Origin of the sequence: Streptomyces sp. NPDC091272 (genome assembly GCF_044757485.1) — a bacterium.
In the GTDB taxonomy this organism is placed as follows: domain Bacteria; phylum Actinomycetota; class Actinomycetes; order Streptomycetales; family Streptomycetaceae; genus Streptomyces.
In genome coordinates this window covers 110,310-130,567 of record NZ_JBIVVC010000016.1, presented here as the reverse complement: position 1 = coordinate 130,567, position 20,258 = coordinate 110,310, and the positions used below count along the sequence as shown (strand labels likewise).

General features: G+C 71.0%; 21 protein-coding genes and 1 pseudogene. 5 read left to right on the top strand and 17 right to left on the bottom strand.

Translation table 11 applies throughout. The features are described from left to right. Positions 1-40: 40 nt before the first annotated feature. The 7 genes and pseudogenes from ACIQM4_RS32105 to ACIQM4_RS32075 form a co-directional block, all read right to left on the bottom strand. Positions 41-799: an SDR family NAD(P)-dependent oxidoreductase gene (locus tag ACIQM4_RS32105; RefSeq protein WP_401598716.1), complete on the bottom strand. Its 759-nt coding sequence runs from the start codon at positions 797-799 to the stop codon at positions 41-43. 83 nt (positions 800-882) lie between these two features. Continuing rightward, a pseudogene (locus tag ACIQM4_RS32100) lies at positions 883-2,150 on the bottom strand (MFS transporter). A gap of 78 nt (positions 2,151-2,228) precedes the next feature. Then, on the bottom strand, positions 2,229-2,813 hold the full coding sequence (locus tag ACIQM4_RS32095; RefSeq protein ID WP_401598715.1) for a TetR/AcrR family transcriptional regulator: 585 nt from the start codon (positions 2,811-2,813) through the stop codon (positions 2,229-2,231). Between the two features lie 71 nt (positions 2,814-2,884). Then, positions 2,885-4,267, bottom strand: a complete 1,383-nt coding sequence (locus tag ACIQM4_RS32090; protein ID WP_401598713.1) for an MFS transporter — start codon at positions 4,265-4,267, stop codon at positions 2,885-2,887. 218 nt (positions 4,268-4,485) lie between these two features. Continuing rightward, positions 4,486-4,926 (bottom strand): hypothetical protein, encoded by a 441-nt coding sequence (locus ACIQM4_RS32085; RefSeq protein WP_401598712.1) that lies wholly within the window; start codon positions 4,924-4,926, stop codon positions 4,486-4,488. A gap of 311 nt (positions 4,927-5,237) precedes the next feature. Continuing rightward, positions 5,238-5,513, bottom strand: coding sequence for a hypothetical protein (locus tag ACIQM4_RS32080; protein WP_401598710.1), 276 nt, complete (start codon positions 5,511-5,513; stop codon positions 5,238-5,240). A 141-nt stretch (positions 5,514-5,654) separates the two neighbouring features. After that, complete coding sequence (locus ACIQM4_RS32075) at positions 5,655-6,851, bottom strand: DUF4157 domain-containing protein (protein ID WP_401598709.1); 1,197 nt, start codon at positions 6,849-6,851, stop codon at positions 5,655-5,657. A 184-nt stretch (positions 6,852-7,035) separates the two neighbouring features. Here ACIQM4_RS32075 and ACIQM4_RS32070 point away from each other — a divergent pair, with 184 nt between their 5' ends. Continuing rightward, positions 7,036-7,413 carry a hypothetical protein gene (locus tag ACIQM4_RS32070; RefSeq protein ID WP_401598707.1) on the top strand — a complete coding sequence of 126 codons (378 nt, stop codon included), beginning with the start codon at positions 7,036-7,038 and terminating at the stop codon, positions 7,411-7,413. A 102-nt stretch (positions 7,414-7,515) separates the two neighbouring features. On the opposite strand, the gene ACIQM4_RS32065 is transcribed toward ACIQM4_RS32070, so the two are convergent. Together ACIQM4_RS32065 and ACIQM4_RS32060 are read right to left on the bottom strand one after the other, a co-directional pair. Then, complete coding sequence (locus ACIQM4_RS32065; protein WP_401598706.1) at positions 7,516-8,397, bottom strand: SDR family oxidoreductase; 882 nt, start codon at positions 8,395-8,397, stop codon at positions 7,516-7,518. A gap of 189 nt (positions 8,398-8,586) precedes the next feature. Next, the gene (locus tag ACIQM4_RS32060) at positions 8,587-9,483 is read right to left on the bottom strand and encodes an arginase family protein (RefSeq protein WP_401598705.1); all 897 of its coding nucleotides are present in this window, start codon (positions 9,481-9,483) and stop codon (positions 8,587-8,589) included. Between the two features lie 283 nt (positions 9,484-9,766). On the opposite strand from ACIQM4_RS32060, the gene ACIQM4_RS32055 reads away from it, so the two are divergent. Continuing rightward, the gene (locus tag ACIQM4_RS32055) at positions 9,767-9,958 is read left to right on the top strand and encodes a hypothetical protein (RefSeq protein ID WP_401598703.1); all 192 of its coding nucleotides are present in this window, start codon (positions 9,767-9,769) and stop codon (positions 9,956-9,958) included. Between the two features lie 79 nt (positions 9,959-10,037). Here ACIQM4_RS32055 and ACIQM4_RS32050 read toward each other — a convergent pair whose 3' ends face one another. Continuing rightward, positions 10,038-10,478 carry a hypothetical protein gene (locus ACIQM4_RS32050; protein WP_401598702.1) on the bottom strand — a complete coding sequence of 147 codons (441 nt, stop codon included), beginning with the start codon at positions 10,476-10,478 and terminating at the stop codon, positions 10,038-10,040. Between the two features lie 247 nt (positions 10,479-10,725). Here ACIQM4_RS32050 and ACIQM4_RS32045 point away from each other — a divergent pair, with 247 nt between their 5' ends. Further along, positions 10,726-11,094, top strand: coding sequence for a hypothetical protein (locus tag ACIQM4_RS32045; RefSeq protein ID WP_401598701.1), 369 nt, complete (start codon positions 10,726-10,728; stop codon positions 11,092-11,094). A 120-nt stretch (positions 11,095-11,214) separates the two neighbouring features. Here the strand turns inward: ACIQM4_RS32045 and ACIQM4_RS32040 are convergent, their stop codons facing one another. From ACIQM4_RS32040 to ACIQM4_RS32015, 6 genes are all read right to left on the bottom strand, one after another. Next, positions 11,215-12,555 carry an MFS transporter gene (locus tag ACIQM4_RS32040; RefSeq protein WP_401598700.1) on the bottom strand — a complete coding sequence of 447 codons (1,341 nt, stop codon included), beginning with the start codon at positions 12,553-12,555 and terminating at the stop codon, positions 11,215-11,217. Positions 12,556-12,821: 266 nt separating this feature from the next. Beyond that, positions 12,822-12,995, bottom strand: a complete 174-nt coding sequence (locus tag ACIQM4_RS32035) for a hypothetical protein (protein WP_401598699.1) — start codon at positions 12,993-12,995, stop codon at positions 12,822-12,824. 73 nt (positions 12,996-13,068) lie between these two features. Next, positions 13,069-14,373, bottom strand: coding sequence for an ATP-binding protein (locus ACIQM4_RS32030; protein WP_401598697.1), 1,305 nt, complete (start codon positions 14,371-14,373; stop codon positions 13,069-13,071). Continuing rightward, positions 14,352-15,044: a hypothetical protein gene (locus ACIQM4_RS32025; RefSeq protein WP_401598696.1), complete on the bottom strand. Its 693-nt coding sequence runs from the start codon at positions 15,042-15,044 to the stop codon at positions 14,352-14,354. Before ACIQM4_RS32025 ends, ACIQM4_RS32030 begins: the two co-directional genes overlap by 22 nt. Positions 15,045-15,146: 102 nt before the next feature. Beyond that, positions 15,147-15,431 (bottom strand): hypothetical protein, encoded by a 285-nt coding sequence (locus ACIQM4_RS32020; RefSeq protein ID WP_401598695.1) that lies wholly within the window; start codon positions 15,429-15,431, stop codon positions 15,147-15,149. Positions 15,432-15,618: 187 nt separating this feature from the next. Next, entirely contained in the window at positions 15,619-16,644 is a 1,026-nt protein-coding gene (locus tag ACIQM4_RS32015) for a hypothetical protein (RefSeq protein ID WP_401598693.1), read from the bottom strand. A gap of 257 nt (positions 16,645-16,901) precedes the next feature. Between ACIQM4_RS32015 and map the strand changes: the two genes are divergently transcribed. Continuing rightward, positions 16,902-17,675: a type I methionyl aminopeptidase gene (gene map, locus ACIQM4_RS32010; protein ID WP_401598691.1), complete on the top strand. Its 774-nt coding sequence runs from the start codon at positions 16,902-16,904 to the stop codon at positions 17,673-17,675. A gap of 171 nt (positions 17,676-17,846) precedes the next feature. Further along, complete coding sequence (locus tag ACIQM4_RS32005; RefSeq protein ID WP_401598813.1) at positions 17,847-19,373, top strand: CitMHS family transporter; 1,527 nt, start codon at positions 17,847-17,849, stop codon at positions 19,371-19,373. 104 nt (positions 19,374-19,477) lie between these two features. On the opposite strand, the gene ACIQM4_RS32000 is transcribed toward ACIQM4_RS32005, so the two are convergent. Further along, positions 19,478-20,167 carry a response regulator gene (locus ACIQM4_RS32000; protein ID WP_401598689.1) on the bottom strand — a complete coding sequence of 230 codons (690 nt, stop codon included), beginning with the start codon at positions 20,165-20,167 and terminating at the stop codon, positions 19,478-19,480. Positions 20,168-20,258: the final 91 nt, after the last annotated feature.

Genomic DNA, 20,258 nt, shown 5'->3' with positions numbered 1-20,258 from the left:
AGCACGGCCTTCGGCATGTCAACGGGCGCAGGCGTGGCCGTCAGGCCGCCGCACCGCTGTCGATGACCAGGTCGGTGCCGACCACCGCGCCCGCCGCGGGCGAGGCGAGGTAGAGCACCGCCGCCGCCACCTCCTCGGCCTCCGCGACGCGGCCGAGGGGGTTCTCCGTCTTCACCCGCTCGGTACGGTCGGCCTCGGTCTCGCCGGCCCGCAGCGACATGGGGGCGGCGGCTGCGCCGGGGCTGACCGCGTTGATGCGGATGCCCTGATGGATGTGGTCGAGAGCGGCCGCGCGGGTCAGTGCGGAGACCGCCGCCTTCGAGGTGATGTACGCGGCGGCGTTCGGGATCCGCAGGTGTGCGCCCAGGTTGGAGGCGATGTTGACGATGGCGCCGCCGCCGTTCTCCTTCATATGGGCGATCTCGTGCTTCATGGCCAGCCAGACGCCGGTGACATTGGTGCGCAGGACCGCGTCCCAGTCCTCCTCGCTCACCTCGCCGACGGGTCCGTTCCCGCGGAGGATGCCGGCATTGTTCACGGCGATGTCCAGTCCGCCGAAGCGGGTGACGCTCTCCTCCACGAGGTGCTGGAGCTGGGCGGAGACGGTGACGTCCGCGGTGACGGCAGCGGCCGCGCCGCCGGCCGCCTCGATGAGGCCGACCGTTTCGTCGAGGGTGGCGGCGGTACGTCCCGCGGCGACCACGGACGCCCCCTCGGCGGCGAAGGCGAGCGCGATGGCGCGGCCGAGGCCGGAGCCGGCGCCGGTGACGAGGACGGTCTTGCCGGTGAAGCGGTTCATCTCGGTGACTCCCTGGTGTGATGTCGGTCTGGTGCGCTGTTCGTTGGTGTGACGTCGGTCCGGTGTGACGTCGGTCCGACGGGTTACTTGGTGCGGTGGTTGAGGAGGGCGGCGACGGCGAGGGCGGCCCCGGCCGTGGCCAGCGAGGCGGTGTCACTGCCGAGCGTGAGCAGGACGGCGAAGAGGGCGGTCGGACCGAACTCCATCGCGGTGTTCAGCACACCGCCCGCCAGCCCGCTCTGCTGCTGCGGTACGCCTCTGGTCGTGAGCACGGCGGCTCCGGCGAAGGAGGCAGCGGCGCCCGCCGGCAGCAGTACGAGGCCGGGCAGCAAGCCGTACCCGTACCAGAGGTGTGCGTCGAGCCCGGTGAACGCGAGGAGGGCGAGCCCTGCCGCGGCCGTGCCGAGCCCGGCGGTGGTGACGGCTTCCGCGCCGTCCCGCAGGCACTCAGGGCGATGGCGGTGAGCGCGAGGGCCGGGCGCCGGTCGAGGAGGAAGCGGATGGGCAACAGCGGGTCCCGCGCGCGGTGTTCGGCGTACCAGAAGGCGGCGAGCAGCGCTGCCCCGCCGAGCAGCGGCACCAGGACGACGGCCGATGACCAGGGCCGGTCGTCCGTGACGACGAGCCCGTAACTGGTGAGGGTGATACCGGCGGTGGCAAGCAGGGCACCCGGCAGGTCAAGGGCTCTGCCCCGGTTCGGGACGGTGTCCGGCAGCAGCCTCGGGGCGAGGGCGAGGGCTGCGACCGCGACCACCAGTGGCACGGCGAAGGCCCAACGCCAGTCGAGCAGGGCCGAGATGAGACCGGAGAGCAGATTGCCGGCGGTCGCGCCGAGTACGGAGAGCCCGCCCCAGGTGACCATGGCCCTGCCGTACGCGCCGGGGTCGGGGAGGACCACGCGCAGCACGGCCATGGCGGCCGGCGCGACGAGGGCCGCGCCCGCGCCCTGGCCGAAGCGCGCCGCGAGGAGGGTCCCGATGTCCTGGGCGAGAGGGGCCGCGGCCGAGGCGACGGCGAGGAGCACAAGACCGGCGTTGAGGACGGGCCGTCCGCCGAAGCGGTCGGCGAGGCGTCCGCCGAGGAGCAGCAGGCCGGCGAAGGTCAGCCCGTAGGCAGCACTGAGCAGAATCAAGTCGGCGCGCTGCAGCCCGAGTTCGCGTCCGATGCGGGGCAGCGGCACCGCGATCGCGGCGAGCGTGAAGATCAGCGTGGTCTGGACGCCGCCGAGGAGGACGAAGGCGGGTCGGTGCCGCGTGGCGGCGGTGCGGGCGGTGCGGGTAGTACGGGTAGTACGGACAGTACGGGCGGTGCGGGCGGTGCGGGCGGTGCGGGCGGTGCCTGTGACGGTCATGCTCTCCCCCGATATTTGACCGATCGATCCATTATTCGGGCACACGAAATCGGGCCCGGTGACTCCGGTGAGGTTGATTCAGTCCAGCAGGGTCAGCGCCTGCTCGGCAGCGTCCCGCACCCGGGCGGGATCGTCCGACGCCTTGCCCACGACCCGTACGCCCTGCAGCAGGACGAGCAGCATGCGGGCCAGGGCGCGCGGATCCCGGTCGTCGGGCAGCTCCCCCTGGGCCTGGGCCCGTACCAGCGCCGAATGCAGCGGGGTCTCGATACGCTCCCAGCTGGTCTGGACGCGGCGGGCAGCCGCGGCGTCGTGCGGAGCCAGCTCGGCCGCGGTGTTGGTGACGAAGCAGCCGTTCAGGCGCTCCTGGGGGGAACCGGCTTCCGCGGCGAACCTGCGCACCACCGCGCGCACCGCGGGCAGCGCGGGGCCCGGCTGGGACAGCTCGGCCAGCAGGAGCGGGTCGCGCGTCTCGGCGTACCGGTCCATGGCCAGCAGATACAGCCCGTGCTTACTGCCGAAGGTCGCGTAGATGCTGGCGCGGCCGATGCCGAGGTGCTCGACGAGGTCCGCGATCGACGTCGCTTCGTAACCGCGCCGCCAGAACAGCTCCAGGGCCGACTGCAGCGCGGCGTCCGGATCGAATTCCTTGGTCCTGGCCACACGCAGGACCATAGTCGTATCCAGAACGCTCGGTCAATAACTATTGTGCTGCCAACGGCGGGTGGGCAGTCCTACGCCGACTGAGCCGGCGCCCCGTCGCGAATGTCCCCCGCGCCCTCGTCGCCCCCGTCGCCCTTGTCGCCCTTCTCTCCCTTCTCTCCCTTCTCTCCCTTCTCACTCTTGTGGTCCTCGTCCGCCAGCCCTCGCAGGGCCCGGTTGGTGAGTGCGTACACGATGAGCAGGACGTAGAGCCCGCCGAAGACGGCGAGCGTGGCGCGCAGCCCCAGTTCCTCCGTGAGGTAGCCGTTCAGGAAGATGCCGATCGGGGCGGCCGCGAAGGCCATGGCCATGACCGCGCCCCAGATGCGGCCCAGCATCTCCGGCGGCGTGGATCGTTCGACCACTCCGGTGACGAGGGGGTTGATCGGGCCGCTGGCCAGACCGATCGCGAAGGTCACCAGGAGCATCGGCCACAGCCCCGGTTCGAGCACCATCGCCAGCCGGGCGACACAGATCAGTGCGAAACATCCCACGAACGTCGCCCAGCGGTTGCGCAGCAGCCTTCGGCTGGCGGGCGCGTACGCGAACGATCCGATGACGGCGCCCGTGCCGTTGGCGGCGAGCAGCCAGCCGACCAGGTCGGCGTCGAGGAGCACGTCCCGGCTGTAGACGGGGAGCAGCACCGGTGTGAGCGCGTCGTCCAGGAAGTTGGTGCACACGACCACACTGATGATCGCGGCGAGGACGGGCGTCCGCAGGATGTACCGGGCGCCCTCGCTCACTTCTCGTACCAGCCCCGGCCGCGGCTCTTGCGACTCCGCCTTCCGGGCGTCCGGGGCGGTACCGGCAGCCGGTTGGGCGCGTGGCACCGCGAACGCGATGAGCAGCCCGGAAGCCAGGAAGGTCAGCGCGTCCAGGTAGAGCACCGCGGCCGGTTCCGTGAGGCTCGCGAGTACGCCCGCCGCCGGGGGGCCGACCACGAACGCGACCCGTTGCGCCGAGTGGAACAGGGAGTTCGCACTCTCCGAACGCACCTTGCCCAGCTCGGTGACGCTCGGCAGGAGCACCAGTCGCGCCGCCGCGCCCGGGGCGTCGACCAGGGTGCGCAGGAAGAGCAGAGCCATCAGCGCGGGCAGCGCGAGCCCGACCGTGCTGTGCAGCAGCGGCACCGCCGCCATGAAGACGGCGGCCAGCACGTCCGCCCACACGCTGGTGCGCCGTGCCCCGACGCGGTCGGCTATCACGCCGCCCGCGAGCCCGGCGACAATCATGGGCAGCGCTCCGGCGAACCCCGCGGCCCCGGCCTCGGCGGCGCTGCCCGATATCTCCAGTACGTACATCGGGACGGCGACGAGAGTCATCGTGTTCCCGATCCAGGACAGATAGTTCGCCACGACCAGGGCGGCCAGGGGCCGTTTGGTCACGGTGGCCGCGCCGGCGTCCGTGTCGGTCATTCGACGTCTCCCGTGGCGCGGTCGCGTGGCAGGTCGGCAAGCGTTGAGTTCACCCGGTTCCCCCTCGGTACCACCGAAAAGGTCGACCGCATCGCCCTGGCCACGGAGCGCAGCATCCACGGCTGAACGTGCGCGGCGGCTGCCCCGCACACCTCGGCCGAACCCCGTGGGACGAGCAAGCCGGCCGGGCTCATGCGGCCGGCTCACCGAGCTTCGTCTCAGGCGAGGTTGCTCACCCAGCCGGAGCACGTGCCCGCGGTGATCAGCTTGGTGTCCCAGTGGCCAAGGCAGACGCGGAAGCGGATCGTCGAGCTCTCGGGGAAGTCCTTGTTCTTGTAGCGGTAGTCCGAGGCGCCGTCGGCGTTGAAGATGGCGCCCCAGCGGCTGCCCGCCTCCCAGTCCACGACGGCGGAGGAACCGTCCGACTTACCGTCGTAGACCGCGAACCAGTCGCCGGTCGGGTCGAAGCAGGCCTGGTAGACGATGCTGCCGTTCTCCTTCTTGTTCACGCACTTCACCCACTCACCGTCGTGGGAGGTGGTGGTGGCGCGGTCAACCTCACGGCCGGCGGCGTTCGCCTGGGTGACAGTGAGGAGCAGCGCGGCGGAGACAGTGCCCGCGACGGCACTTATTCGCTTGAGACGACGGTTCGTGATCACAGGACTCCTTCTGTGGGGTGGCGTCCGACGAGGTGTCGGCGAGGGCTTGGAGGCGGGGCCTCGTGTGAAGCGCCGCCTCGTGTGAAGCAGCGCCTCGTGTGAAGCGGCGCCTCGTGTGAAGCAGCGCCTCGTGTTGCGGATGACGCTGGTCCTCGGAGCCCGGCACGCGCGCTCGTTCGAACCAGCTGATCCAATCGAAGGACCTTAGCCAACCCGGATGTGTTGATCAACCATCTATTTGCCGCGACCAGTTGGAGTCGGTGGGCGTTCCCGCGTCGGTCAGTCATGGACTCCGGGGCGGAGCCGGCACATCAGGGCGTGTCGCCGGACCAGTCCCACCTGGTGCTCTCGCCGGGGCGCGGGTCGTACAGGGCCCGGCCGCCGGCGCCGAACCTTCCCAGCTCGGTCTGCAGGACGGCGCCGGTCCGTATCTCGTCCGCCGTCCATCCCGTGATGTCGAGCAGCAGGCCGTCCAGCGGCCCGCCGACCAACTGCGCGTAGACCCGGCCCGGCTTGGGGCCGGGCCGTGGGTGATCGTGTTCCTCACCGTAGATACGGCCGCGCAGCAACTCCTCGTCCCTGTCCATGCGTCCCAGCTTTCCAGCTGCCACTGACAACGCGGGCCGACGGGGAGCACCCCCGGCCTGTCACAGGCCCGTGTGCGACGACCGCCGGCGCTCTCGAACGACCGCCGGCGGGGGTGTTGAGGTTGCTGGGGCGGGGCTGGCTCACTTGGTGTTGCGTACGAACCAGCTCTCGCCGTACAGCTCCTTGCCCCGCTTGTCGTACACCTGGACGTTGCATTCGAGGTGCGAGGGAATGGCGTACGCGTAGTTCTGGTCGATGTCGGCCGCCACCGCGCCGGTCGCTCCCAGGTCGGCGCCCGTCACTCCGTCGAAGTGGGCGATCACCTGGTACTCCACCACGTTGCCGTTCTTGATCTCCTTCTTCACGTTCGCCTCTGCGTAGTGCAGGTGGTTGGAGTTGCCGGTCTTGGTGAGCGGGGTCAGGTTGGTCAGGGTGTTTCCCGGGCCGCCCAGGTTCTCGTTCAGCAGGTGGCCCTGCACCATGTTCCGCGCGAACCAGGCGCCCGTGGCGCCGCTGCTCGACGACGGCCACCAGGACGGTTTGACCTTCGGCGAGCTGCCCTTGCCCAGGGACTTGGGGTGCAGCTCGGCGGACATGGCGGTGCCCACGCCGTTGTTCGTGCTGCCGTACTGCACATAGTGACGGCCGCCGTACGCGCGCTGCACCGCCCGCGAGACGGTCGGCGCGAGTTCGTCGGCGCCGCCCGCGGCCGGGGTGGCGGTCTCGTGGCTCCGGGTGGGGGCCGGGCCGCCCATCACGCGTTGCGCGTTGGCCTCGGCCTCGCGCTCGAAGCGGTCGGACGGATCGCTCACCCGCAGCCCGTTGCCGTTGTCCGCCCCCGCGACCTGGCCCTGGCGCTGCTGGATGACGTGCGTCAACTCGTGGGCGAGGGTGTGCTTGTCGCCACCGCCCTGCCCGACGACCACATGGCTGCCCGAGGTGTACGCACGCGCTCCCAGCTCCGCCGCGGACTGTTGCGCGGCGCTGTCGGAGTGGATGCGGACATTGGAGAAGTCGGCCCCGAGGCGCGCTTCCATCTCGGCGCGGATCCCGGTTTCCAGGGGTTGCCCCGGCCCGCGCAGAACGTTGTGGACGGCGGAACGCTGCACCGCGTGCTGCTCAGCCCCCGCGCCGCAGTGGGCAGAGTGTTCATGGTCGTCCTGGGCCCACGGATGCCCGTTCTTTCGGAGCAGCTGGACGACAGCGGCGTTCCCCGCCGCCGCCTGCAGCCCGAGAAGACCTCGGTCGACGGTGCTCGCGGGAGCGTCGGTACGTCGCCGGGGAGCGGCCTCGCGCTCTCCGGCGCGCCCCTTCTCCCGGTCCATGGCGGAAGCCAATGTGTCCTCCTCAAGGAAATGGATCTTCCCATTTCACTCGATCCGGCACCGTGGATCCAGGTGCGCCGGGGCACACCCGACGACGAAAGGGGCACACTTCGCCGGACCGGGGCCGGCGTGGACCGACCGTGCGCCTGCTCGTGTCCGCATGCCCAGTACCCACCCGTCACGTTAAGTTGTCGACATGACGACAGAATCTGATCTGGGCTCGGCCGGTTCGGGCGACGTCCGCCAGGCGCGGCAGGCCGTCGAGGAATTCCTCGCCCGTACGCAGTCCCCGGACCGCGAAGCGCAACTGGAGCAGTGGCGCGAGAGCGGCCGTGTCGACGACCAGGTGGCGGAACAGGTCGCTCGTGACGCCTGGGACGCGGTGCAGGACGCCACGCCGCCGGCCCCCGACCCGGTGGAGGGGGCGGATACCGGCGCCCCCTCGCAGGACCCGCCGTCCCCGGAACTCGCCCAGCGCCACCGCCGCGCCATCGCGGTCGCCCGCGGGCTCCAGGAACTCGGGTACCACCTCGACGAGACGCTGCGACCCGGCCCGGACATGGCCGCGGGGTGACCCGCCCCCCGCCGGGTCCGCCCGCCGCGGGGTGATCCGCCCCCGCCGCTCCCGCCACCGGGCCACGCGCCTACGTGAGGCGGCGCGCGGCGGGAGGACCGGTCAGGGCAGCGGGGTACCGCCGGTCGCGTTCATGATCTCCGCGGTGATGAAGCTCGCGTGCTCCGAGGCGAGGAAGACGTACGAGGGGGCCATCTCGGCGGGCTGGGCCGCCCGCCCCATCGGGGCCTGCGCGCCGAACTCCTCGGTGTCCGGGAGTGTGGCCGGGATCAGTGGTGTCCACACCGGCCCCGGTGCGACGGCGTTGACGCGGATGCCCTTCTCGATCAGCATCTGCGCGAGGCCCTGCGTGAAGGTGACGATCGCGCCCTTGGTCATCGCGTAGTCGAGCAGGTGCGGGCTCGGCTTGTAGGCCTGCACGGAGGTGGTGTTGATGATCGACCCGCCGGACGGGATGTGCGGCACGGCCATCTTGCACAGCCAGAACATGCCGTACAGGTTGGTGCGCACGACCCGGTCGAACTGCTCGGTGCTGATGTCCTGGATGCCCTCGGGCTGGGACATCTGGTAGGCCGCGTTGTTGACCAGCACGTCGATCCGCCCGAACTCCGCGACGGCCCGCTCGACGAGCGCACGGCACTGCTCCTCCTCCCGGATGTCACACTCCACGGCCACCGCCCGGCGTCCCGCCTGCTCCACCAGGCCGACCGTCGTGCGTGCGTCCTCCGCCTCCTCGGGCAGGTGGGTGAAGAGGACGTCCGCCCCCTCGCGGGCGTAGGCGAGCGCGACGGCACGGCCGATGCCGGAGTCGCCGCCGGTCACGACCGCGGCCCGGTCGCGCAGCAGTCCGCTGCCCCGGTAGGACTCCTCGCCGTGGTCGGGCGCCGGGTCCATGGCCCCCGTCGCGCCCGGCGTCTCCTGGTCCTGCTGCGGAAACTTCGGCTGCGGGTGCTTGGTCCTCGGATCCTGCGGGGTCTCACCCATCGGTACTGCCCTTCCCTCTCGTGCGCTTTGCGGCGTTTCGTACGTAAAAATGCATCCCTGGAATCCCATGTGTCCCACGGACCGCACATTCACACCTGCCGGATCCACCTCGCAGGTGACCGCATGACCGTGTCCCCGGCAACGGCCCGGCCGGGCGCCTACCGGTCCGCCGGTTCCGTCACACCTGCCTCAAGGGCGTACGAAGGCCGCTTCGAGGAGGTCGGCGAGGAGGGCCGCGCAGGAGCCGTCCGGGTCGAGATCGGGGTCGTAGATGGTGAGGTTGAAGCCGACACACCGCTCCGACCTCACCAAGGCGCGCAGCAGCGAGGCGAGTTCGGCGGGCAGCAGCCCACCGGGGTCGGGGCTGTCCACGGCGGGCATGACGGACGGATCCAGCACGTCCGCGTCCAGATGCACCCAGAACCCCTCGGTCCCGGGTGCTTCGAGCGCTCGCAGCACCCCGCCCGTGGGTTCCGCCGCGTCCCACTGCCGGATCTCCCCGACCGTCACGTTCGTGATCTTGAGCTCGGTGAGTTCGGCCCGGTCCTTGTCGTAGTCCCGGATGCCGAGGACCCGGACGTCCTCGTCCCTGAGGTACGGCCGCAGCCCTTCGATGTCCGTCAGGTCCGCCTGGCCGCGGCCGGTCGCGAGTGCCAGTTCCTCGCCACCCGCGGCGCCGACGTGGTCGGAGTTCCCCGGGTGCCGGAAGTCCGACGAACCGTCGACGACCGCCAGCCCGTACCGCCCGATGCGGCGCAGCGCGAGAGAGGCGCCGAGCTGGATGGAACAGTCCCCGCCCAGAACCACCGGGAACTCCCCCGCCCGGACGTGCTGCTCGATGCGATCGGCGAGCTTGCGGGTGTACGCGGCGATCGCCCCGGCGTTGAACACGCCGTCACCCTCCTGCCACCCGCCGCGGTCGTAGCGGGGCGGCACGACCACTCCGCCCTCGTACGCCCCGAGCCGCCGCACCAGCCGCTGCTCGCGCAGCGCACCCGCCAGCTTGTAGCACCCGGGCACGGTGCCTTCGGCGGGCGGCCTGAGGCCGAGGTTGGACGGGGCGTCAAGAACCACGAGACGGCGCATCCGGCCATTCTGTCCACGGAAGGCGCTGCGCACCATGTGATTGTTGTGATTGTTCGTACGGGTGCGCGGGGCTCGGTGCGTGAGAGGTGGCAACCGCCTCCGTCGCGCTGGAGCACCGGGAGTCACCGTGGCACGCCCTGACTTCTCACGCTCGGGAAGCTGGTGGGTCGCGCCACGCGTGCCTACACCGCGCGGGAAGGGGGGAGGTGCTGTAGTCGTTCGACGTGCGCTGAGGGACACTCAGCTCATCTGCCCGTACACACTTTCCACCGGAGTCCCGCCCATGACTGCTCAGCCCCACACATCTTCCGCGCCTGTCGCCGGAATCCGCACCCCGGCCAAGCCCGCCTGGAACAATCTCTTCGTCGAGCCGGACCTCCCCCACCAGGAACAACCCACGGACGACGGGTACGGCGCCCCCGAGGAGCTCCCCGTGACGGCCGCTCCCCGGTCCCGAAGAATCAGCAGCCGCTGAACGAGCGACAGCACGGCCGGCACTGACGCCCGCTCGGCGTTCCGGTACGGGAAGCGCTCCCGTACCGCGGTGCTCCGGGTCAGCGTCGGCCGGTGGACAGGGTGACGAGGAACTGGCCGCCGCCCGCCTCGACGCCGGCGGTCACCGGCAGCCCCGGTACCAGTCGGGAGAACCGGTCCACCAGCCAGTCCGCCGCCTGTTGGGCGTCCCGCTCGGTCGGACAGCGGCCCACCATCTCGCGGCCCCCCTTGCGCTCCAGCCTCGCCGCGACCGCGATCAGCGGCGCGGGCTCGACCACGTAGAGGTGCTCGGGCCAGGCGATGACCACCTTGACCGCGCCCTTGCGGGTGTTGCACCCGCGGTGCGCGAGGCGCTCGGCGACCTTGGCCTTACGGTCGGCGGTCCGGCTGTCGACGCTGGGCCCCCGCGGATCGTTCACCGACTCGTCGGGGTCCACCGGTTCGTCGCACACCCAGCACTGCCAGCCGTCGCGCTCAGCCACATCATCAAGAAGACTCATCCGAGCCAAACTAGCCTGCCCGGCCGCCAACTGGCGCACCAGGGCGGCCTGCGAGGGCCGGCGGCGAGCGTTCGCCGGCATCGCCATGTGCACCCCGTGTCGGCCCACCCGTCAGGCTGATGACAGAGAGCGAAGTCTCCCGATGTTTTCCTCACTCAGGGTGTGGGGAGCTTCGGGGTGCTTCGTGGGGATCAACCTCGTGAAGCGGTTCAATCAGCAACATCTCAGCAGAAAAGGGAGCACCACCATGTCGCCTTTCCTGGGTACCGCTTCGTCCCTCCTCCGGAACACGGTCCGGGCCGCCACCGCGTTCGGGCTGGCCGCCGTGCTCGCCGTGCCGCTGACCACCGGCACCGCCCTCGCCGACGCGCCGGTCGCGATCCCGCCGGGGTTGTCCTGCGACACCGGCGTCCACAACAACGACGACTACACCGGCTGGGCGTTCTGTACGAACAACGGAGGCTCAACACAGACCTTCTGGGTCCATCTGATCTGCGGCTGGTCCCCGGACGTCGACGGTGAGCGCGTCACCATCCGTCCCGGCCAGAGCGGCCAGTCCACCGCGCACTGCGGCGCACTCGGCACCGGCATCGGAAAGATCGAGGTCCATCCCTGAGAGCCCGTCGTCCGAACTGGGCGCCCGTAACCGGTTCTTGACTCGCGGGGCCCTCTCCTGTCAGGGCAGGAGAGGGCTCCGCACCCCGGGGCCCGCCCCCGCCCCCGCCCCCGCATCGCCTCAGATGCGGTAGCGGCGCAGGGCGGGTACCGCCAGAGCCAGTACCGTCATGGCGACCACGACGAGAAGCCCGCCGCCCACCACCGCCGCGGGGGCCCCGAAGGCCGAGCCCGCCGAGCCGTGCAGGACGTCGGCCAGCCGCGGTCCGCCCGCCACGACGACCGTGAAGACCCCCTGCATGCGGCCGCGCATCTCGTCGGTGGCCGCGGACAGCAGGATGGCGCCGCGGAAGACCATCGAGACCATGTCCGCGATCCCGGCCACGGCCAGGAACATCACCGCGAGCCACAGGCTGTCGCTGAGCCCGAAGCCGACCACCGCCGCGCCCCAGGCGAGCACCGCGCCGATCACCATCCAGCCGTGCCGCCGGGCCCGGGAGAACGTGCCCGAGAACAGACCGCCGAGCACCGCGCCCACGGGGATCGCCGCGAACAGCAGGCCGAGCGCGAGCCCTTCGCCGTACGGGGCGTAGGTCTCGGCGGCGAGTTGCGGGAACAGGGCCCGGGGCATCCCGAACACCATCGCGATGATGTCCGCGAGGAAGGAGAGCAACAGCACCTTGTGCGAGGCGATGTAGCGGAAACCTGCCACGATCTCGCGCACACCGCCCAGTCGCACGGTCCGCCGGCCGGTCTCCTTGTGCAGGGGCGGCAGCGAGGGGAGCCGGTAGACCGCCCACACCGTGACGCACAGCGCGAGCGCGTCGACGAGATACAGCTCGGGCAAGCCGATGACCGGTATCAGGACGCCCGCGAGCAGCGGGCCGATGACCTGTCCGGTCTGCATCACCGTCGAGCCGAGCGCGTTGGCAGCGGCCAGCTCGTCGGCTGGTACCAGACGGGCGATGGAGGCGTTACGGGCCGGGGCGTTGAGCCCCCAGAACGCCTGTTGCACCGCGAGCAGCACCATCAGCGCGGCGACGGAGTCGAGTCCCGCGGCGGCCTGCAGCCAGAAGAGCACCGAGGTGACGGCGATGCCGCAGTTGGTGACCAGGAGCAGCTTGCGCCGGTCCACGTTGTCGGCGATCGCACCGCCCCACAGCGCGAACACGATCAGGGGCACCAGCCCCGCCATGCTCGCGGCGCCGACCCACGCGGACGAGCCGGTGAGGTCGTAAATCTGTTTGGGCACGGCCACGGCGGTGAGCTGGCTGCCCACCGCGGTGACGATGGTCGAGGACCACAGACGGCGGTAGGCGGGGATGCGCAACGGGCGGGTGTCCACCGCCCATCGCCGCCAGCCCCGCCGTGAGGGAGGTACTTCCCGGGGTGGCGCGCCGTCGGGTCCGGCGGGGCCGGCCGGCTGGGGGTCGTTCCCGGTGCTGCTCTTGCTGGTGTCCACGGTCTTCCAGGGGGCTCGCCGCGGGCATCTCCCGTCAGTCCGCCTCGATCTGGCCGATCTGCATGATCTGCTCAACCGGCACGATCTGCTCGATCCACCTCGAAGCGCACTAAATGATGCCCGCTACATCTATCGAATCCTCCACACTATGGCAGGCCGTTCGAAAGGAGGGCCCGCGACCGCGCTCGGACGCACGGAGGGCGGGTCTGCGGCTCGTCACCGGAAACCCGCCCTGCCTGTGTGTGCGGTCGAACGCCGAGTACGCGTCAGCGCTTGAAGGTGTCCTTCGCCTTCTCCTTGGACTCCCGGGCCTCGCCCCGGGCTTCCAGGGCGGCGCCCTTGGCTGCCGTGGTGTCCTTGCCGGCCGCGTGGGCCGTCTTCTTCACGGCCTTCCCGACGACCTGCTCGGTCTTGGCCTTGGCCTTTTCTCCAGCGCTCATGGTGATCCCTCCATCGGTGTTCGAACGACCGCCTGCCCCCTCCCGCCGGGAGGAAACGGGGTGTCCCCGGACCTCAGGCCTCGGTCGCTCCCGCACGCCGCCGCTGCTCCTCCGCCGATCGGAAGGACACCACCGTCCGTGCGCCGCCGTCGTCCGCGTTGCCGAATTCCAGCGTCGCCCCCAGTACCTCCGCCTGGCCCTGCACGATCGTCAGTCCCAGGCCCTGGCCCCTGCCCCGGCCCGGGTCACCGGTGCGGAAGCGTTGCGGGCCCTGTTCGATCAGGCCCTGCGGGTAGCCCGGCCCGTGGTCGCGGACCTCGACGGCGGGTCCGTCCACGGTGACGGTGACCGGAGGCGCTCCGTGGCGGTGCGCGTTGACGATGAGGTTGGCCAGGACGCGGTCGAAGCGACGCCGGTCGGTCTCCACCCAGGCGTCCCGCAGGACGCGTACCTCCGCGCCCAGGCCGGTCGCCCGTACCGCGCGCTCCGTCATCGGCCCCAACTGGTGCACGGCCAGTTCAGCGGTCTCCACCCCCGCGTCCAGCCGGGAGATCTCCAGCAGGTCCTCGGTCAGTCTGTGCAGCGCGTTCAGCCGGTCGTTGATCATTTCCTTGGGGCGGCCCTCCGGCAGCAGACCCGACGCCGCCAGCACTCCCGTCAGAGGTGTCCGCAGTTCGTGGGCCACGTCCGCGGTGAAGCGCTTCTCGCTCTCAAGGCGGGCCTGGAGCGAGCCCGCCATCGAGTCCAGCGCGGTCGCCACCGCCAGGACCTCGTCGCGGTTCTCGCCCCGGCCGCCCCTGGCCATCCCCACCCGCGCGTTCAGGTCCCCGTCCGTGATCCGCCGTGCCACCTCCGCGGTCGCGGACAGACGGCGGCTGATCCGCATCGCCAGGAAGAGACCCGCCAGCGCCACCAGCCCCGCCGCCAGGACCGAGAAACCGATGATCGCCGTGTCCATGTCGCGCAGGTGGGAACGGGTCCTCTCGTAGGGCACCCAGACAGCGAGCGCCCGTCCGTCGGCGGGTGCTGCGGCCCACATGACGGGTTTGCCCGCCCGGCGCCCCACCATGCTCCCGCTCCGTCTGCCCCGGACCAGTTCACGGAGTTCCTCCGGCAGCTCCTTCGGGTCGATCTCGACGGCCACCGCGCCGCTGGAGGTGCCGTACGTGTACTGCGTCGACGCCTCGTCCAGCGCCTGGCGGGCCTCCGCCCGCACCTGACCCACCGTCTGCCGGGCGACCTCGTTGTGCACCAGCGTGCCGAGCACGACCGCGACGGCGCAGCACACTGCGGTGGTACTCGCGGCGATCGTCCACCGCAGGCTGGAGGCCCAGGCCGGGCGGTAGCGGGGGAGGTTCACAGCTCGCTGCGGGGACATGGCGCGGCCGACTTCTTGTGCGCGGGGCAGTCGTCCAGGGTCAGGCCGCCCAGACGCATCCGGGTGCCGTCCCAGATGTACTCCGAGACACTGACGAAGTCCGCGTTCGAGGTCGGCTCCCGTACGGTCAGATGGCCCGCCGCCACCTCGGTCGCCTCCAGTACCGCGCGGCGGGCGAGGATCCGGACCACCTGGGTGTCGCGCGCGGTGTAGACGCGCAGTTCGCTGACCCTGCCGTCCAGGTCCACGGCGGTGATCAGTTCCGGTTTTCCGTCGCCGGTCAGGTCGTGGTGCACCGGTGGGCGTACCGGGCAGCGGTCGCCCCGGCAGGACGCCAGGGCGGCGACCGCCCGGGGGTCGACGAGAGTGCCCTTGCCTCGGTCGGCCCGTCCCGAGGCCGCCACGTCCGCCTTCACCACCGCCAGGGCGTCCGCCCCGCGCATGTCGCCGGACGGGACGTCCGGGGTGTCGATCCGGGTGGGCATGTTGGGGGCCTGGCCGGGCGCCGGCGGGGAGGGCGTCGAGGTCGCCCACATGGACAGCGGCGCCTTGAGCTCGGCCTGGTCGCCGTACCCGCGCAGCTCCTCCGCGTCCGCGCACCCTGCCGCGAGGGTGGCGACCGCGCCGATCACCATCGCGCCGAGCAGGGGTCGTACCGGTCGCGGGGACATGGGCCCATGATCACCGCTACCCGCCCGGCACACACCTCGGCGACAGGCACGTGCCACCCGAAGGGCGGGCTCGTACGTCGCACGACTGCCCGGCGACGCGGATCAGTTGGGGCTGCACGGGTGAGGCAGCGGGGCTTTGAGCGCGATGAGCCGGCTGGGCTGCTCGGGAACGATGCCGAGGGGCTTGCCGGTGAAGCGTTCGGCGGTCCGGCGGGCGAGCTGGCCGACGATGTGCGCGGCCGGCTGGATCTCCTCGCGCGGAGTGGAGTGCGGCACGTTCGCGGGGAGCTGCGGGGTGTGGGCGAAGGCCGCGACGGTGGGCAGGGTGGTGGCGGCAAGGGCCCCGGTCACGATGGCCAGAGCTCGAAGTCGCTCGCGCGCGGGCATGGGTCGGCTGCCTTTCCGTACCGGACGACGGGGGGAACGAACGGGGGGGTGCGTGGGGAGACGTGCGTGGCGAGCACACCCGGCGGGGGGGCATGTCTGCGTGGCTAGCACACCCACTGCGGGCGTGTGCGGAAGGAGTACGCCCGGCCGGGGCGCGCGGGGAGGCGCGCCCCGGCACTGCGGTGGATCAGGCCGCGGGGGTGAGCTGGACCTTGCCGGGGTCGGTGGACGGCGCGACCGGGGCCGGGGCGGGCTCGGTGGCCTTGTTCGGCTGCGGCGCCACGGCGTCCGGGGTGCTCGGGACGTCCTGGGTGCTCGGGACGTCCGGGGTGCTCGGGACGTCCGGGGTGCTCGGGACGTCCGGGGTGCTCGGGACGTCCGGGGTGCTCGGGACGTCCGGGGTGCTCGGGACGTCCGGGACGTCCGGGACGTCCGGGACGTCCGGGTAGGGCTTGGCGTTGTCATCGGGCCCGATCGGGTCGACGGGGTCCGGGGCCGGCTTCGGCTCGGGGTCGGGCTTGGGCTCGGGGTCAGGCTTCGGCTCCGGGTCCGGGACGGGGGCCGTGTCGAGCCACGACGTCAGGGAGCCGTCCGGGGCGAGGACGACGTGCATGCCGTTGTGCTCGCCGGCGGCGGAACGGCCGTCGGCGTCCAGGGTGCCGATCGCGGAAGCGCCGGCACTGCCGCCGTAAATGGTGGCCTGCCAGTGGCCGGCGGAGAGCTTGTAGACCCGGGCCATGGAGCCGTCGGCGAGCGTGTCGTTGCGCACGTGCTCCCGCTTCTCCGGCTGCGGCTTCGGCTTGGGCTTGGGCTTGGGGTGCGGCTTGGGGTGCGGCCTGGGCTGCGGTTTGGCGCGCTCGACCCATGAGGAGACCGTGCCGGTCTTCGTGAGCTTGACGTGCAGGCCGTTGAGGTTGGCGTTCGCGGTCTTCCCGAACGCGTTCAGGACGGCGATCTTCTTGCCCTTGAAGAGGACGTCGGCCCGGTACTTGCACTTGCCGAGCTTGTAGATCTTCGCCGTGTGGTTCTTCGAGGCGAGCTTGACCGTCTTCACGTGCGGCCGCTTGGTGTCGGCGTGGGCGGAGGCCTCGATCGCCGCCGGGGCGTGGTCCTGGGTGGCGGCGATGGCGCCGGAGGCCGCGCCGAAGGTGATCGCGCCGGCGGCGGTCGCGGTGATGATGCTGGTACGCAGCGCGCGGGGAGTCATACGCATGGTGAAAGAGGCCCTTTCCGGGTCACGGTTTCAGGATGTGATGTCCGCCCGAGCCGTTTGCTCCGTGGCGACATCTACGAAGCTACGCATGTCACATCAAGGCATTCCGTAGGGGATGTAACGGTGAAACCGCATATGCACCGCAAAATGCACACAAGGGGCGTGCCGGAGCCGGAACATTTCCCGCATGGATGCCCGATTCTTATACCGGTATAGTTTGACCGGTATAGTTGTTGGTTCCAGAAGGAAAGTGGCACATGATCGAGATCCTGAACCCCGCCCTGCTCACCCGCGCGAAGGACACGGGCGCCCTGGTGGCGGACATCTTGCAGACGATGAAGGACCGGAGCACCGTCGGCACGAACCTCCTGGACATCGACCGCTGGACCAAGAAAATGATCGCCGAGGCAGGAGCTCAGTCCTGCTACGTCGACTACGCGCCGTCCTTCGGGCGCGGCCCGTTCGGCCACTACATCTGCACGGCCGTCAACGACGCGGTACTCCACGGCCTGCCCCACGACTACGCGCTCGCCGACGGTGACCTGCTCACCCTTGACCTCGCCGTCTCCAAGAGCGGAGTCGCCGCGGATGCCGCCATCAGCTTCGTCGTGGGCAAGGCACGGCCCGCGGAGAGCATCGCGATGATCAGCGTCACCGAACGCGCACTGGCCGCGGGGATCGCCGCCGCCGGTCCCGGAGCACGTGTCGGCGACCTCTCGCACGCCATCGGGACGGTCCTCAGCGAGGCCGGGTACCAGATCAACACCGAGTTCGGAGGGCACGGCATCGGGTCGACGATGCACCAGGACCCGCATGTCGCGAACACCGGACGGCCCGGCCGTGGTTACAAACTGCGCCCCGGGCTGCTGCTGGCGCTGGAGCCGTGGGTCATGGCGGACACCGCCGAGCTCGTCACCGACGCCGACGGATGGACCCTCCGGAGCGCGACGGGCTGCCGGACGGCACACAGCGAGCACACGATCGCCATCACCGAGGACGGAGCCGAGATCCTCACGCTGCCGAGGCCGTAACGGCCGTCGCAGCCGTCACGAAGGGACCCACGACGGTCCGGCGGTGATCGGGAACAGGGTTTCGCGGGTATTGCTCACGCGTTTACTCCTTGTGTGCGCGGAAGCCACGCTCGTACTTTCGTCCAGCCACAGAGCTGTGGCCCTGAGCTGGACGAAGGTGAAAGATCTATGCTGCTGACGGTCCTCGGATTCGTCATGATCGCGACATTCCTGACGCTGATCATGCTGAAGAAGATGTCTCCGATGACGTCGCTCATCCTCATCCCGGCCCTCTTCTGCGTGATCGCGGGGCAGGGGGCCCACCTGGGTGAGTACGTCCTGGAAGGGATCGGCGAGCTGGCGCCCACCGCGGCCATGCTGATGTTCGCCATCATCTTTTTCGGCGTGATGATCGACGTCGGCCTGTTCGACCCGATCGTCCGGGGCATCCTGCGCTTCTGCAAGGCCGACCCCGCCCGTATCGTGCTGGGCACCGCCGTTCTCGCGGCGATCGTCTCGCTGGACGGTGACGGCTCGACCACGTTCATGATCACCGTCTCCGCCCTGCTCCCGCTCTATCTGCGGCTGAGGATGAGCGTGCTCAAGCTGACGATGGTCGCCGCCACGGCCAACGGCGTGATGAACACCGTCCCTTGGGGCGGTCCGACCGCCCGCGCCGCCACCGCGCTGAAGCTGGACGCGGGCGAGATCTTCGTGCCCATGCTTCCCGCGCTCGGCTGCGGGATGCTCGCCGTCCTCGCCCTCGCCTGGTGCCTGGGCCTGCGCGAACGCCGCCGTCTGGGGCTGCTCACGGAGACCGGCCCCGCGGCCGAGGCCGTCGTCACCGAGGAGGCGGACAGCCGTGACCTCGCCCTGGTGAGCGCGGGCGCGGGCGCGCCGTTCACCGCGAACCGGCCGAGCTCCCCGGGCGCTTCCGGCACACCCGACGCCTTCGGCTCCCCCGGCTCCCCCGCCGCTTCCGGCTACCCCGGTACCGCAGCCTCGCCGGAGCAGGCCGAGTCGTCCCCCCGCTCCGACCCCGCGCTCCCCGGCGACGGCGACGGCGCCGCGGCCGTCTGGGGCACGCTGGACCCGGGCCGGCCCACCCTGCGCCCCCGCCTCTTCTGGTTCAACGCCCTGCTGACCCTGGCCGTGCTGGTCACCCTGATCGCCCAGTGGCTGCCGATCCCGGTGATCTTCATGTTCGGCGCGGCCCTGGCCCTGACGGTCAACTTCCCGCACATGAAACAGCAGCGGGAGCGCATCGCCGCCCACTCGGAGAACGTACTCAACGTCTCCGGCATGGTCTTCGCCGCCGCCGTCTTCACGGGCGTACTGACCGGCACCGGCATGGTGGACGAGATGGCCAAGTCCCTGGTCGGTGCGATCCCGGACGCCCTCGGCCCGCACATGGCACTCATCACCGGCCTGCTGAGCATTCCGTTCACGTACTTCATGTCCAACGACGGGTTCTACTTCGGGATCGTGCCGATCCTCGCGGAGGCGGGCGCCCAGCACGGCGTCTCCCCGCTGGAGATCGCCCGTGCCTCGCTCGTCGCACAGCCGCTCCACATGTCCAGCCCGCTGGTGCCGGCCGTGTACGTCCTGGTGGGCATGGCGAAGGTGGAGTTCGGCGACCACACGCGTGCCACGGTCAAATGGGCGGTCCTGGTCTCGCTGGTGATCCTCGCGGCAGCCCTGCTGTTCGGCATCGCCTGACGCCGGACGCTCCACCGCCCCGTCCTCGGCAGGCCCCGGCCCGGTCGGACAGATCCGCTCTGCCCGGCCGGGCCGGCCCGCTCTGCCCGGCCGGGCCGGCCCGCTCACTCGTCCGTGTCGGTGCCCGTCCACGTATATACGTGTTCCGGGCGGCCCGAGCCCGTGTAGCGCAGGGTGAGTCCCACCTGCCCGGCCTTCTCCAGCAGTTTCAGATAGCGCTGCGCGGTCTGCCGGCTCAGCCCGGTCCGGTCGGCCGTCCCGCTCGCCGACAGCTGCCCGGTCTCCCGCAGCACCTGCCGCACCAGACGCACCGTCTGCGCCGAGTGCCCCTTCGGCAGTACGGTCGGCCCGGCCGCGGCGCTGCCCAGCACCCCGAAGATCCGGTCGACCTGGTCCTGCCCGGCCTCCGGGCCGTCGGCGAGGGTGCGGCGCAGTACGGCGTACCCCTCCAGCTTGGCCCGCAGGCCGCTGTAACTGAACGGCTTGACCAGGTAGTGGAGGGCGCCGTAGCGCATGGCGGCCTCCACGGTGGCCACGTCGCGGTCGGCCGTCACCATGATCACGTCGGTACGGGAGCCGCTCTCGCGCAGCCGGCGAAGGAGCCGGAGACCGTTCTCGTCCGGCAGGTAGTGGTCCAGGAGTACGAGGTCGGCGTGGTGCTCGTCCAGCCAGGCCAGCGCCTCGCCGGTGGTGTGCGCCGTGCCCGCCGCGCGAAAGCCGGGCACGCGCTCGGTGTAGGCGGCGTTGATCCCGGCCACCCGGGGATCGTCGTCGACGACCAGCACCTCGATCATCGGCACTCCTCCTGCTCCTGCATGTCCACCGCACCTGGCTGCCGTACGGAGGACCAGTCTCCCCGGTCCCTCCCGCACCCCCGGCACCCGG